Origin of the sequence: Paenibacillus sp. FSL L8-0158 (assembly GCF_038592965.1) — a bacterium.
In the GTDB taxonomy this organism is placed as follows: Bacteria; Bacillota; Bacilli; order Paenibacillales; family Paenibacillaceae; genus Paenibacillus; species Paenibacillus polymyxa_D.
In genome coordinates, this window is sequence record NZ_CP151949.1 from 2,323,803 (window position 1) to 2,336,313 (window position 12,511).

Here is a 12,511-nt window from a genome sequence, read left to right on the forward strand (position 1 = left end):
AGGTATAGAAGCTAAAGACGAAGCATACATAGTCGCGATGATCAGACGGGAAATTTAAATATCTGTATAATAGATTTAGAAGAATTATGTATGACAGACCGAGGAGAAGTTCCAGAGGGCAGCTTAACCTTTTCTATTCAATAATTACAGGTAATGAAAAATTCACAATAATAAAAGAATTAAAACTTAGATTCTACGCATCAAGCGTATCATTGGAGAGATTTCATTGACAGATAAACAACTGCCTATTATGCAAGTGATCCCCGAGCTTAAACATACACTGCAATCTCATTCGGCGGCGGTACTGATTGCACAGCCGGGAGCGGGGAAAACGACGGTAACACCGCTGGAGCTACTACATGAGCCGTGGCTGGCAGGGCAAAAGATAATTATGCTGGAGCCGAGGCGTTTGGCAGCACGTGCAGCAGCAGCACAAATGGCAAAAGCGCTGGGAGAGCCCACCGGAAAGACGGTGGGCTACCGGGTTCGCATGGATACAAAAGTAGGGCCAAACACGCGGATTGAGGTGGTTACGGAAGGCGTACTCACCCGGATGTTGCAACATGATCAGGCGTTGGAGGGAGTCGGGCTGATTATGTTTGATGAGTTTCATGAGCGCAGCCTGCATGCAGACTTGGGATTGGCACTTGCCCTGCAAAGCCAGGCGCTGCTGCGACCGGATTTGAAGATATTGATCATGTCTGCCACCTTGGAGGCAGAGCCTGTATGTAGACTATTAGGGGATGCGCCATTACTGGAATGTCCAGGCACCGTATTTCCGGTAGAAACCTTCCATATGTCCAAGCCTTCGTCAACCTCATTAGAGTCCTTTACGGCTGAGACAGTAGAAAAGGCGCTTCATGCTCATGAAGGCGATCTGCTGGTGTTTTTACCAGGGGCCAGAGAAATTCATAGAACGGAACGAGAATTGGCTTCAAAGCATTTACCAGCACACGTCAAAGTAATTCCGCTGTACGGCAGCATGAAGCTGGAGCAGCAGGATGAGGCAATACGACCATCGGCTTCGGGCAGTCGAAAAGTGGTATTGGCCACCTCGATTGCCGAGTCCAGCTTGACCATCGCCGGGATCACGGTGGTGATCGATAGCGGACTGTCGCGGGAATCGTTGTTTTCCGCGCGAACTGGCATGAGCCGTTTGACTACCGTCAAGGTGTCCAAGGCCTCCGCCGACCAGCGGCGCGGACGGGCGGGGCGTCTCCAGCCGGGCGTATGCTACCGGATGTGGAGCGCGCAGGAGCATGCAGCGCTCCCCGAAGCCAGCCGCCCGGAGATCGCGGCGGCGGATCTGGCCCCACTCGCGCTGGAGCTGGCGGCCTGGGGCGTGCGCGAGCCCGCCGAGCTGGCCTGGCTGGATGCCCCGCCTGAGGCCGCGTACGGCCAGGCCACAGGTCTGCTGCACCAGCTCGGCTGTCTGGATGAAGCAGCCGATGGCACTACAGGCGTCATCACCGCGCATGGGCGCGAGGTGTCCGCCCTGAGCACGCACCCACGCCTCGGGCACATGCTGTTGCGTGCAGCAGCCCTTGGCCTGGCCCTGATTGCCAGCCGTCTGGCTGCGCTGCTGCAAGAGCGGGACCCGTTCCGCGCCCATGGCGGAACGGATTTGCGCCCGCGGCTGGATGCCCTGCGCGAGGCGACCCATGCCCGCAGCACGCACAGCCTGCTGCGGACGGCAGACGATACGGTGATTCGCCGTATCGTGCAAGAGAGCCGGCAGTTGCTAGCCTCGCTGCCGACAGTAGTCGCAGCGCAGGACGAGCCTGACGGCTCCGCGGCTTGCGGGCTGCTATTGGCCTTTGCGTATCCGGATCGGATCGCGCAGGGTCGAGGGGACGGCCGCTTTTTGCTTAGCGGCGGCCGAGGGACGCGACTCCGACAAGTGGAGTGGATGTCGCGTTCATCCTATCTCGTCGCCGCCGAAGTGGACGACGAGGGAGCAGATGGTGCCATTCAGTTGGCGGCACCGGTTGAACTGCAAGAGCTGACCCAGCATTGCAGCGATTTGTTGCTGGAACAAGCCAGCGTATACTGGGATAGCTCCGCCTCAGCAGTGAGAGCCCGCAAGGTACTGCGACTGGGCTCACTCGTCTTAAAGGAAACGTCCTATGAGCGACCTCCGGCAGAGGAAGTTGCTGCCGCCTTGATGCAGGGTGTCCGTGAACGCGGTCTGAAGCTGTTGTCATGGAATCGGCAAACCCTCCAGTTGCAGGCTCGTTTGATTTTTATGCACTTCTCAGCGCCTGAAGACTGGCCGGACTGCACGGAATTGGCATTGCTGGATTCACTGGAATCGTGGCTGTTGCCTTTTGCTCTAGGAGCCAAAAACGTATCCGATCTGCAACGGCTGGACAGTGCTGCATTGCTGCTTGGCAGGCTGGACTGGGAACAGCGGCAGCAGCTTGATCAGGAAGCGCCGACGCATATCCGTGTACCCAGCGGTTCCCGCATTCCTGTCGATTATTCGAATCCTGAGGCACCAGCGCTGGCCGTACGACTACAAGAATTGTTTGGTATGAGGGATACGCCTCGTATTGGACGCGGACGTGTGCCCATTGTATTGCATTTACTGTCACCTGCCCAGCGACCTGTCCAAGTGACGTCCGACTTGTCCAGCTTCTGGAGCGAGGCTTACTTTGAAGTCAAAAAGGACCTGAAAGGCAGATATCCCAAGCATTATTGGCCGGAAGATCCACTAGAAGCTGTGGCGACCAACAGAGCAAAGCGCAAGCAATAATATAAAAGCTGTTTTATGCTAATAGACTTTTTAAATTTTTGTAAAATCGTTTAAACGTCATAATAGCGGGGTAATGAAAAACGAACCACTCAACACCAAAATATTGGGAGGTAACTATCATGGCTAATAACTTAAACGATTATAATGAAAAGAAGATTGTTGGTGTTTTTGATACAGAGCAGGAAGCATCTCGTGCGATAGGACAATTGCAGAGCAAAGGAATCCCAAGCAGTGAAATTTCTGTGATCACCCGTGACCGTGACGAGCTGAGGACGATTAGTGAAGAGACAGGTACCAAAGCACCGGAAGGTGTAGCGACGGGTGCGGCTACCGGCGGCGTTGTAGGCGGTGTCGCTGGGTTGCTGGCGGGCATCGGGGCCTTGGCTATTCCAGGTATCGGACCAATCCTCGCTGCTGGACCTATCGCGGCTACCCTTACCGGAGCAGCTGTCGGAGCGGGAGCAGGTGGCTTGGTCGGTGGACTGGTCGGGCTGGGTATTCCAGAAGATGATGCACGTCAATATGAGACTTACGTCGATCAGGGCAAGATTTTAGTGCTGGTGGATTCCGCTGACCATAACAGGGATGTTTATGATATTTTCCGCACCAACCGTTCGCTGAATGCGGATCGTTACAGAACGTATGATGATACGATGGCAGACACGCCGCGTACAGATGCATACACAGATACGAGAAGGAACCTGTAAAAACCTAACGGCTAGTTGAGAACGTGATTTAACAGGCTTTCCTATCTCCTTTGTATATGAGTTGTTTCTACAGCAGCAGTCTCCCCGAGAGGGAGGACTGCTGCTTTTACATATTTGTGGATCATAGAATAAATCTGAGATAAATGATGCTAAGCTTGCCGTTGGCACGTTTAACCTTCTATATATTTTTACAGAATTGTCGTTATAATAGATTGAGGATTTTGAAAAAATCCTGGATTTATAAATTGCTAGATGTAACAGGAGAGTGGCATGAGTCAAAAAGAGAGAATTTCCGAAGTCGCTTTGCTGAGAGGGCTGGCTTTTGCGGCCGTTGTTCTTCAGCATTCCGTCGCACACTATGCGGTTGCGCAGGGGGCGCGCGTCCAGGATGGGGTATTGATGACACTTTTACTGCTGTGTTCCAAATTTGCAGTTCCTGTGTTTGTATTTATCACTGGAATGGTGCTATTTTACAATTATGATGGAGCCTTAAAGTACGGAACGTTTTTACGTAAAAGATTCCTGGACATCATCGTTCCTTATATCATATGGTCTCTTTTATACGAATTGGGAAATCAGCTTGCTCAAAGTGGAGGATATATTCACCCGCTGGATTTTTTCCAGAAGCTGTTGAACGGGAAAAGTAGCTATCATCTGTGGTACATCGTAATGATTATTCAATGTTATGTGTTATTTCCTGTGTTTCGTTATGCTGTCCGTCGTTTGTCTGCGCTACTGCCATCAACATGGCGACCCGCTGCATTGGCTGTATTCGGCGTGCTATATATTTTGCTCATGTTCGCCGTTGGACCCGTATACCAAGCGATGGATAAGCTCCAGCTTCCGGTCATTACCTCTTGGTTTACCCTGTACGCTGACCGGAATGTGATCTACTTTTTCTTTTATTTTGTGCTGGGAGCAGCAGCCGGGATGAACGTCAAGCGTTGGAATGCATGGGTAACCAAAGCACAAATGATATACTGGCCGTTGTTTATCGTAATTACTGGCTACTTGCTGTATGAGATGATCGGTCAGTTCCAGACACCGCAAGGTACAGTTCTTTCCTTTAACTATTTGTCTCTGCTGCGTCCGGTCATGGCTGTATATTGCGTCGCGTCTATTTTTGTAGCTTATCGGGTAGCGACGTGGATTGCTCATAAGGGGGGACGTGCGGCGAGTATGCTGACGGCCATCGGAACGTTGTCCTATGGAGCGTATCTCATGCATGCCTTTATGCTGCGTGTGACCTATTATTTTGACGAGACGTTGTTTGCAGACTGGAGCCACGTTCTTCGTATGCTGGCTTCATTCGTTCTCTGTATGATCTTTTCCGTTGCCGGAACATGGCTGCTGGCACGTTTGCCTCTGGGCAAATGGATCGTGGGGCTTCGGGTTCGTCCTCGCCCGACTGGGAGTCCGCCAGCCGTACAAAAGCAAGCTTGATTTGATAATCCAATCACATATGTTCACAAGAGTATCCCAAAGCCAAGAAATAAGGCCAAGGGATACTTTTTTAACTGATATTATATTATTTCAACATATGAAAAGTTCATAATAGTAAACCATAAACTCATTTCTCAGCACTTCGCACACTACTCTATATCGCCTCATTCTATATCTCTCGCCATCTTAAAACAGGTCACAAGGGATGGAGAGTTCTCATAAGCTCTCATATCATCAAAGGAAATAGTCTATGGACGCAGAGTGGTTTATAATGGAAGGTAAGGTGTATGAATAAGGTGTGGAGGAGGCTGTGAAATGGCGTTTATGATATCCCAGCGGGCTTTTATCAAAATTTATCTGATCACAATGGTGGAGAGGCATCGCGGTTATGGATATCAGATGCTCGAATCGATGAAGGATGAGTTTAGTGGGTTTGGATATGTTCCGCCTCAGAGCGAAGTTTACCGGGCGCTGCATGAGCTGGTACAGGAAGGCGTTTTTTACCGTACCAAGCGATTGAAAGGAACAGACCCGCGCGTGGATTTTCAGGAGATTGTACTCTATCACTTTACAGATGATGGGGAGGAGAAAGCCCGACTGTACAAGAAGCAGGTCAAAGCTGATTTGGACCGTTGCTTAGGTATGCTGCACAAAGCGGAACAAGACAACTATTCCTAACCACGAAAGGATGAGAATGATGGGTAGAAAGCTGAAATGGGGAATTTTAGGCACTGCGGAGATCGCCCAAATCGCTGTAATTCCTGCGATTCAGCAATCCGAACGCGGAGAAGTGCTTGGGATTGCTAGTCGTAATGCGGATAAAGCCGCTGAGGCCGCCCGGGAGTTCGATATTCCAAAAAGTTATGGAAGCTATGATGAACTGTTGGCTGATCCCGAAATCGGAGCGGTGTACATTCCGTTGCCAAACCATCTGCATGAAGAGTGGACCATTCGGGCGGCGGAGGCTGGGAAGCACGTTTTGTGTGAAAAACCATCTTCTCTTAGCTCGGCCGGTACAAGCCGCATGATTGAAGCATGTCAACGTGCAGGAGTGATCTTTGCAGAGGCTTTTATGTATCGTTATCATCCCAAACATCGAAGAATTAAGGAAATTATCAATAGTGGGGAAATTGGTGACATTCGCGGCATCCATTGCACGTTTACGTTTAACAATACCGATCAGGCAGATAATGTGCGCTTTAATAAAAACATGGGCGGCGGCTCGCTATATGATGTGGGTGTCTATCCGATATCAGCCGCTCGTATGTATTTGGATCGGGAGCCGGAGGCAGTGACGGTACATGCCTTATTTTCCCCGGAGCATGACAACGTCGATATGATGGCTTCCGGCTTGCTGGAATTTCCGGGTGGAATCAATCTTACTTTCGATTGTGGCATGTGGGCAGCCAATCGTTCCAACATGGAAATTCTCGGTAGCAAGGGTACGATTGCGATGCCCAAAATGTTCGGCTGGGAAAGAACGTCTGTGGTACCGCAAATTTTCGTCCACGTCGGTTCGGTTACGCGTGAGGAACGTCTGAAAGGTTTTAATTCTTTTGAACTGCAAGCGGATGCTTTTGCTAAAGCAGTGCTTGACGGTGTCCCGTTGCCGTATGAGCCAGAAGATGCGGTGAGCAATATGAAGGTGATCGATGCTTGTATTGAGTCAGCTCGCAGTCGGAAACGGATAGAAATTGGATAAGCGGTGTACCGTATTCCTAGAAGATCTAAAAAGCAGCCTTGTCAAAAGGACAAGCTGTTTTTTTAGATGACAAATACATAGGTATTTTCAATAAGTCTTTGGGCATTCGAGCATCACATATTTTCATCATAATCTGTGACATCACGCTTGGCGGCAGTTGCAGGTGAGTTCGATGTACCGTATTTTTCCACGGCGTCCCATGCGCCCGCATCATCAAATCGTCCTGCATTCCGTTGGCGAACCTCACCTGCACCCTTGGGCGGCGGAGTCATGACCTGTTCCTCTACCGGACGGTCATTCGATAATTCTCGAGTTGGCGTGTGCTCGACGGTATAGGCTGTATATGGAATGGCTTGTAACCGTTCAAAAGGAATTTCTTCCCCGCTCTCCACACAAATTCCGTATGTCCCATCCTTTATCCGCTGAAGGGCTGCATTGACTTGCTCCAGCTCGTCTTGCAGCGAATCATTAATCGCCATATCACGGGACCGTTCAAAGGTTTCTGTCCCTATATCAGCGGGGTGATTGTCATAGGACGAGAGCTCACCTGTGGAATCTGTCAGTGTTTCTCCCAATTGAGCGTTTGCCTGACCGTTTTGTTCAAAATGCTTTTCTAAATCCTTTTTCTGCTCCAACAACATATGTTTCAGCTCTGCAAGCTGCGAATCGTTCAAATGATTCATGATCATCTCTCCCCTTCGTGGTCTGTATAAGTGACACGTATGCTCTTTTATACCCGTTCATAGGGCCGGGCAATCAGCAGAGACTTTTATTCCCAGCCTAGAATGTGATATAAAAAGAATAGTGTGTTAAGGAGGGAATAACCGATGGATGAACATATGAAGCGTCGTCTGGATAAGCAAAAGCAGTTGTTTAAACAACTGGGCATTCAGCTGGACGCGCTCTCCATTCATGAGAAACAGTTTAAGAATAAAATGCGCGGCTATGATCCGGACGAGGTAGATGCCTTTCTGGATGAAGTGATCAAGGATTATGAACGCTTTTATGCGAATATAGCCGACCTGATGGACAAGTGGCAGGAGCAGCAGGCAACCATACGTGATTTGAAAAATGCACCCAAGCCAGCGGCCGACCTTAATGGACTTGACCGTCGTCAACTGGAGGATATCGTAAAACAGTTGGAATATAGTGTGCGCCAATTAAAGGTGCGAGTACGTCCTGAAAATGACTATTTTCCGGAGTAAGGTGCAGTTAGCACTGTGTTGGTGCCTCTATTGTGGTATGATGGAAACAAGTATTTTATCAAACATTTAATGAGGCACACACATAAAGGTGGTTAACATGAGTACCCATTTTTCCGTTAGTATCCATTGTCTGCTTCTTCTGGCTGAAGGGGCACCGGAGCGAATGACATCGTCACTTATAGCTTCCAGCATCAATACAAACCCGGTAGTTGTGAGAAGGATTATGAGCCGCCTCAAGCAAGCGGGTTTGGTTGATTCATCGCCTGGAGCACGCGGCTTTCGTCTAAGCATGTCCAGTTCAAACATCAATCTGAAAATGATCTATGAAGCGACTAAGGATGAAGGTCCGTTGTTCGCCATCCACACCGATAGCAATCTTAATTGTGAGGTAGGCAGGAACATAGACGCATTGTTGGATGGTTTATATACCGTGGCAGAGCAGAAAATACAGACGTTTTTCGAGACCGTTACGCTGCGAGATTTGGAGCAGGCACTTCAGCAGCGCGTGGGGCAACAAAGTTCATCTGTGTAAAGACGCTGGTAAGGAGCAATTAATATGAAAATCATCGTACTTTCAGACACTCATATGCCGCACAGAGGCAAAACACTGCCTAGTCGACTGGTACAGGAGTTAAAAGGCAGTGACCTCATTCTCCATGCCGGAGACTGGACGGATTGGTTCGTATATGAACGTCTAGCTGAGTTTGCGCCTGTGCAAGGCATTGCCGGAAACAATGATGGAATGGACATCGTGGAGCGTTTAGGCTATCAGCGAATCGTTGAAGTTGAAGGCAAGCGGATCGGTATGGTTCACGGTCACGGCTGGCGAGGAACGACAGAAAATATCGCATTGAATACGTTTAAGGGAGAAACGCTGGATTGTCTGATTTATGGACATTCGCATATTCCGGTGGTCAAAACGATTGACGGTCAGCTTGTCCTTAATCCGGGGTCTCCGACGGACAAACGTGGCGAAGACGAATATTCATTTATCGTGCTGACGATTGAAGCTGATCAGATGGAAGCACAGCTTGTTCTTTATCCAGATAAACATTGATTTAAAACCAACAACTGTTGATTAAAGGGGAAGCTATGGCTATTTTTGAATTAGAACCAATGAAGCATCATGTGTTGATCTGCAATGGAGGCACATGTATGCGACATGAGGGTGAAGAAGTTACACAGGCAATTCGGGATGAAATTCGTAAACAAAATGCAGAAGCATATATTCACACGACCAGAACTCGCTGTAATGGGCGTTGTCATGATGCTGCGGTTGTGATCGTATATCCTCAAGGGGACTGGTATGGTCAAATGACCCCCGACTCGGGGACTCAACTGGTGCAGAAGCTCGTAACGGGAGAGAAGCTGGAACCTCATCTTTTTTATGAGTGTACAGGTAAATCCAGCTCGGAATAATCCAATCGACCATCTATAAGAACATGAGTAGAGAAAATCTTTGTAGAGATTTTCTCTTTTTTGCGTTTAATCCCCGATGTGAAAGGTAAAAGTATACTGTGGACACCAATCCGATAGGGAGGGAAGTAAAATGGCCCCATTTGAAGATAACCTGCACGATCAGAATGAGCAGAAAGGACAGACGGGGAAAGGAACAACGGAGTCTCAACATCAGGAACAGTCGATCAATCGAGATCATGCAGAGCAGTATCCAACAGAGCAGGAAAGCTTGTTTGACCGTTTTGAGATCGAGCAGACAGTAGACGCCATTCCTGTAGAGGATTTGAAGATGGAAAGACAGGAGGAGAGAGACAAGGATGCAACCAAGCACACCTCTTCCAGTGAGAAAAAATACAATGGTGGCGTATAATTATCAACTAACTGGTAATATTTAAAAAGAAAACTCTTGACTTTAAGATATATGCAATGTATATTAAGTTACGAAAAGTAATTGATTTTTCTCAGGAGGTAACAAAATGACTAAAGATTTCTTCACAGCTCTGAAAGACAGACGCTCCTATTATGGTATTAGCAAAGAACAGGTCATTTCTGACCAACGAATTCAAGAGATTGTAGAGGAAGCTGTAAAGTACACACCTACCTCGTTCAACTCCCAAACTTCACGCGCCGTAGTGTTGCTTGGAGAACATCATGACAAACTGTGGAATATTACAGAAGATATTTTGCGGGAAGTGGTAGGCAATGAAGAACAATTCAAATCTACTGCTGAGAAAATGAACGGTTTCCGCAGCGGTTACGGAACGGTCTTGTTCTTTGAAGACAATAACGTGATAGCTGGTCTGCAACAACAATTCGAAGCCTATGCGGACAATTTTCCAATCTGGGCTAACCAATCTAATGGTATGTTGCAATTGGTTGTATGGACAGCTCTGGAACAAGAAGGATTGGGCGCATCCCTTCAGCATTACAACCCTTTGATTGATGAAAAAGTGAAAAACGAATGGAACATTCCTGAGCACTGGAAACTGATTGCTGAAATGCCATTTGGTAAACCGACATTCCAACCAGGTGAAAAAGAATTCCAGCCTATTGAAGAACGTGTAAAAACATTTAAATAATTTTCACGATAAAATGACGTTTCAAGTTCAGCCTGATTAGAGCACTGTGGGTATCTACAGTGCTCTTTGCCATTCCATTTTTAAGATATGTAAGCTTTGATATATACAGACACAGCGGTTAATTCATCCGTTAGTGGGTGATATTATGTTTAAAATTGGATGAGAAGTTTACATAGATGTGATTGCGGTTTTATGCAGCTGTCTAGGATAACGCGCATTCAAAGGAGGAAAAGTGATGAACTATGATTGCATTATTGTTGGCGGGGGAATTGCCGGTTTGCAAGCAGCCATTCAATTGGGAAGATACAGCAGTCATCGGGTGCTGGTAATAGATTCCGGCTATGGTCGGTCTACGCTGTGTCATCAATATCATAATATTTTGGGATTTCCTGAGGGAATTTCTGGTGAAGAGCTGCGACGGCGTGGACGTAGCGAGGCTACGAAACTAGGAACTGAGTTTGTTGAAGAAAAGGCGGTCAAAGCCGTCAAAAGGGATGAGCTTTTTGACATTCAAGTGGAGGAAGGCTCCATGTATTCGTCAAAGACGCTGCTGTTGGCGACAGGGCTAACGGATCGTTTTCCAAAACTGGATGGGTTACAAGCTTGCTTGGGCAACAGTGTATATGTGTGCCCGGATTGTGACGGTTATGAGGTTCGGGATCGCAGTACGGTCGTCATGGGGGCTGGCAAAGCAGGAGCTTCCATGGCTCTGATTTTATCAGAGCGCACCGAGCAACTTGTATATGTCAATCATGAGCGTTCAGAGGTGCCGGACGAGCTGAGCGAAAAGCTGTGGGAAAAAGGGATTGGCTATAAGGAAGCCGCTATTTCTGAGATTATAACCGGAGAACCGGGCTGTTTTGAAGGAGTGCGACTGGCTGATGGACAAGTAGTTCGAGCAGAGCGGGGCTTTTTAGCTTTTGGCAGCAATCATGTTCATTCAGAGCTGGCAGAGCAACTGGGTGTACATCTGCTGCATAATAAGCACATTGAAACTCATCCTCGCAGCAAAATGACAAATGTGGAAAATGTATGGGTAGCCGGGGACTTAGGGGCTCATGCCGAACAAGCGACTGTAGCGATGGGAGAAGGAGCTATGTCAGCGATTTGGATACACAAGGTATTAACTGGTATGAAAACAAAAGTACCGCAGCTCTGAGAGCTGCGGTTTAGAACGATGGGCGTGTACTCGTTGGGAGATGAAGTTCGAAGCGTTTTAATTGATCGCTCATGCCGTACTTACGTAAAATTTCTGTCTGCTTATTGCCGATAAGATCAAAATGCGGATAGGGCTGACGTTGATGAATATATTGGGGGTTCAATCCGTTATGCTTGCACCATAAGCGCAGCTTGTCCAAATCAGAACATCCCACCTTGGTGACGGTTGTAATGCCTGGAAAGCGATCATCCAGCCAGTAATGTGTCAGAAAAGCAATTTCACCACGACTGACCTCTTTTTTCCAGGTCATAAGCTCCTGCCGGGTAATGCCAAATGCCATCGTTCTCTTCCTTCCTTGGCTCAGACTGAAATCATGAGTTGCTGCGTGGTTGTTCCATTATTTTCGTACTGTAGTCTGTATTATGATCCACATGGGGTAACACAATAACAGGAGACCATGTGTGACGATCTCCTGTTAGAAGTTAAAGCCATCTCTCGGCCCAGCTCTCCACACCATTCAATGCATCACCTAGCTCTTTACCCTTGCGTGTCAGCGAATACTCGGTACGCACAGGCCGCTCTGTGATGACATTGCGAAGGATCAGGCCGGAAAGCTCTAGTTCCTTAATGCGTTCGTTCAGCATGCGTTTGCTAAGATCGGGTATAGAGACGTGAATTTCACTAAATCGTTTGGGATGTTCCATCAAAGTATGAATGATGAGAGCGGTCCATTTTTTGCTGATGATCTGAAAGGACTGTTCCACCTTACCGCACAAAAGCTTAGGCTGCCTGTCGTCGCTCATCTGAATCCCCTCAATTTCATTGTTGTTTTAAACAGTATACTAAAAGTAACTCTGTATACCAATAGTAACTATAACGCTTTGTGTCAACTGTGACATATTTAACATTTTTTTCTCTTTCCTTTCGTCAATCATACCACAGAAAACGTTATCATTACAGGATATATCGAATGTTCACGATTTCGCTAAAATTTGATTGACTT

General features: G+C 47.8%; 15 protein-coding genes. 12 read left to right on the plus strand and 3 right to left on the minus strand.

The features are described from left to right. The first annotated feature begins 226 nt into the window (after positions 1-226). The 5 genes from hrpB (at position 227) to NSQ68_RS10770 (ending at position 6,607) form a co-directional block, all read left to right on the plus strand. Positions 227-2,755, plus strand: coding sequence for an ATP-dependent helicase HrpB (gene hrpB, locus NSQ68_RS10750; RefSeq protein ID WP_342428797.1), 2,529 nt, complete (start codon positions 227-229; stop codon positions 2,753-2,755). A gap of 119 nt (positions 2,756-2,874) precedes the next feature. Further along, positions 2,875-3,462: a general stress protein gene (locus NSQ68_RS10755; protein ID WP_307350046.1), complete on the plus strand. Its 588-nt coding sequence runs from the start codon at positions 2,875-2,877 to the stop codon at positions 3,460-3,462. A gap of 270 nt (positions 3,463-3,732) precedes the next feature. Then, on the plus strand, positions 3,733-4,905 hold the full coding sequence (locus NSQ68_RS10760; RefSeq protein WP_029519036.1) for an acyltransferase: 1,173 nt from the start codon (positions 3,733-3,735) through the stop codon (positions 4,903-4,905). Between the two features lie 315 nt (positions 4,906-5,220). Next, the gene (locus NSQ68_RS10765) at positions 5,221-5,583 is read left to right on the plus strand and encodes a helix-turn-helix transcriptional regulator (protein WP_013310011.1); all 363 of its coding nucleotides are present in this window, start codon (positions 5,221-5,223) and stop codon (positions 5,581-5,583) included. Positions 5,584-5,602: 19 nt separating this feature from the next. After that, positions 5,603-6,607 (plus strand): Gfo/Idh/MocA family oxidoreductase, encoded by a 1,005-nt coding sequence (locus tag NSQ68_RS10770; RefSeq protein ID WP_029519037.1) that lies wholly within the window; start codon positions 5,603-5,605, stop codon positions 6,605-6,607. Positions 6,608-6,720: 113 nt separating this feature from the next. Here the strand turns inward: NSQ68_RS10770 and NSQ68_RS10775 are convergent, their stop codons facing one another. After that, on the minus strand, positions 6,721-7,290 hold the full coding sequence (locus NSQ68_RS10775; RefSeq protein WP_029519038.1) for a TraR/DksA C4-type zinc finger protein: 570 nt from the start codon (positions 7,288-7,290) through the stop codon (positions 6,721-6,723). A 144-nt stretch (positions 7,291-7,434) separates the two neighbouring features. On the opposite strand from NSQ68_RS10775, the gene NSQ68_RS10780 reads away from it, so the two are divergent. From NSQ68_RS10780 to NSQ68_RS10810, 7 genes are all read left to right on the plus strand, one after another. Then, entirely contained in the window at positions 7,435-7,812 is a 378-nt protein-coding gene (locus NSQ68_RS10780; protein WP_023988297.1) for a DivIVA domain-containing protein, read from the plus strand. 97 nt (positions 7,813-7,909) lie between these two features. Further along, the gene (locus tag NSQ68_RS10785; RefSeq protein WP_029519039.1) at positions 7,910-8,344 is read left to right on the plus strand and encodes an Rrf2 family transcriptional regulator; all 435 of its coding nucleotides are present in this window, start codon (positions 7,910-7,912) and stop codon (positions 8,342-8,344) included. 24 nt (positions 8,345-8,368) lie between these two features. Further along, entirely contained in the window at positions 8,369-8,869 is a 501-nt protein-coding gene (locus tag NSQ68_RS10790) for a metallophosphoesterase family protein (RefSeq protein ID WP_069010243.1), read from the plus strand. A 35-nt stretch (positions 8,870-8,904) separates the two neighbouring features. Next, a complete protein-coding gene (locus NSQ68_RS10795; protein WP_025722872.1) occupies positions 8,905-9,231 on the plus strand; it encodes a (2Fe-2S) ferredoxin domain-containing protein in 327 nt (108 codons plus the stop codon). A gap of 130 nt (positions 9,232-9,361) precedes the next feature. Then, a complete protein-coding gene (locus NSQ68_RS10800; RefSeq protein WP_318626614.1) occupies positions 9,362-9,640 on the plus strand; it encodes a hypothetical protein in 279 nt (92 codons plus the stop codon). Positions 9,641-9,746: 106 nt separating this feature from the next. After that, positions 9,747-10,349, plus strand: a complete 603-nt coding sequence (locus tag NSQ68_RS10805; RefSeq protein ID WP_029519044.1) for a nitroreductase family protein — start codon at positions 9,747-9,749, stop codon at positions 10,347-10,349. 235 nt (positions 10,350-10,584) lie between these two features. Next, positions 10,585-11,508 carry an NAD(P)/FAD-dependent oxidoreductase gene (locus tag NSQ68_RS10810; RefSeq protein ID WP_342428798.1) on the plus strand — a complete coding sequence of 308 codons (924 nt, stop codon included), beginning with the start codon at positions 10,585-10,587 and terminating at the stop codon, positions 11,506-11,508. A gap of 10 nt (positions 11,509-11,518) precedes the next feature. On the opposite strand, the gene NSQ68_RS10815 is transcribed toward NSQ68_RS10810, so the two are convergent. Continuing rightward, on the minus strand, positions 11,519-11,848 hold the full coding sequence (locus tag NSQ68_RS10815; RefSeq protein WP_342428799.1) for a hypothetical protein: 330 nt from the start codon (positions 11,846-11,848) through the stop codon (positions 11,519-11,521). A gap of 142 nt (positions 11,849-11,990) precedes the next feature. Then, positions 11,991-12,311 carry a helix-turn-helix domain-containing protein gene (locus NSQ68_RS10820; protein ID WP_007430161.1) on the minus strand — a complete coding sequence of 107 codons (321 nt, stop codon included), beginning with the start codon at positions 12,309-12,311 and terminating at the stop codon, positions 11,991-11,993. Between the last annotated feature and the right edge of the window lie 200 nt (positions 12,312-12,511).

Coding starts and splice junctions, on each gene's coding strand:
- NSQ68_RS10755 (WP_307350046.1), top strand. CDS start 2,875: ATGGCTAATAACTTAAACGATTATAATGAAAAGAAGATTGTTGGTGTT.
- NSQ68_RS10760 (WP_029519036.1), top strand. CDS start 3,733: ATGAGTCAAAAAGAGAGAATTTCCGAAGTCGCTTTGCTGAGAGGGCTG.
- NSQ68_RS10765 (WP_013310011.1), top strand. CDS start 5,221: ATGGCGTTTATGATATCCCAGCGGGCTTTTATCAAAATTTATCTGATC.
- NSQ68_RS10770 (WP_029519037.1), top strand. CDS start 5,603: ATGGGTAGAAAGCTGAAATGGGGAATTTTAGGCACTGCGGAGATCGCC.
- NSQ68_RS10775 (WP_029519038.1), bottom strand. CDS start 7,290: ATGAATCATTTGAACGATTCGCAGCTTGCAGAGCTGAAACATATGTTG.
- NSQ68_RS10780 (WP_023988297.1), top strand. CDS start 7,435: ATGGATGAACATATGAAGCGTCGTCTGGATAAGCAAAAGCAGTTGTTT.
- NSQ68_RS10785 (WP_029519039.1), top strand. CDS start 7,910: ATGAGTACCCATTTTTCCGTTAGTATCCATTGTCTGCTTCTTCTGGCT.
- NSQ68_RS10790 (WP_069010243.1), top strand. CDS start 8,369: ATGAAAATCATCGTACTTTCAGACACTCATATGCCGCACAGAGGCAAA.
- NSQ68_RS10795 (WP_025722872.1), top strand. CDS start 8,905: ATGGCTATTTTTGAATTAGAACCAATGAAGCATCATGTGTTGATCTGC.
- NSQ68_RS10800 (WP_318626614.1), top strand. CDS start 9,362: ATGGCCCCATTTGAAGATAACCTGCACGATCAGAATGAGCAGAAAGGA.
- NSQ68_RS10805 (WP_029519044.1), top strand. CDS start 9,747: ATGACTAAAGATTTCTTCACAGCTCTGAAAGACAGACGCTCCTATTAT.
- NSQ68_RS10810 (WP_342428798.1), top strand. CDS start 10,585: ATGAACTATGATTGCATTATTGTTGGCGGGGGAATTGCCGGTTTGCAA.
- NSQ68_RS10815 (WP_342428799.1), bottom strand. CDS start 11,848: ATGGCATTTGGCATTACCCGGCAGGAGCTTATGACCTGGAAAAAAGAG.
- NSQ68_RS10820 (WP_007430161.1), bottom strand. CDS start 12,311: ATGAGCGACGACAGGCAGCCTAAGCTTTTGTGCGGTAAGGTGGAACAG.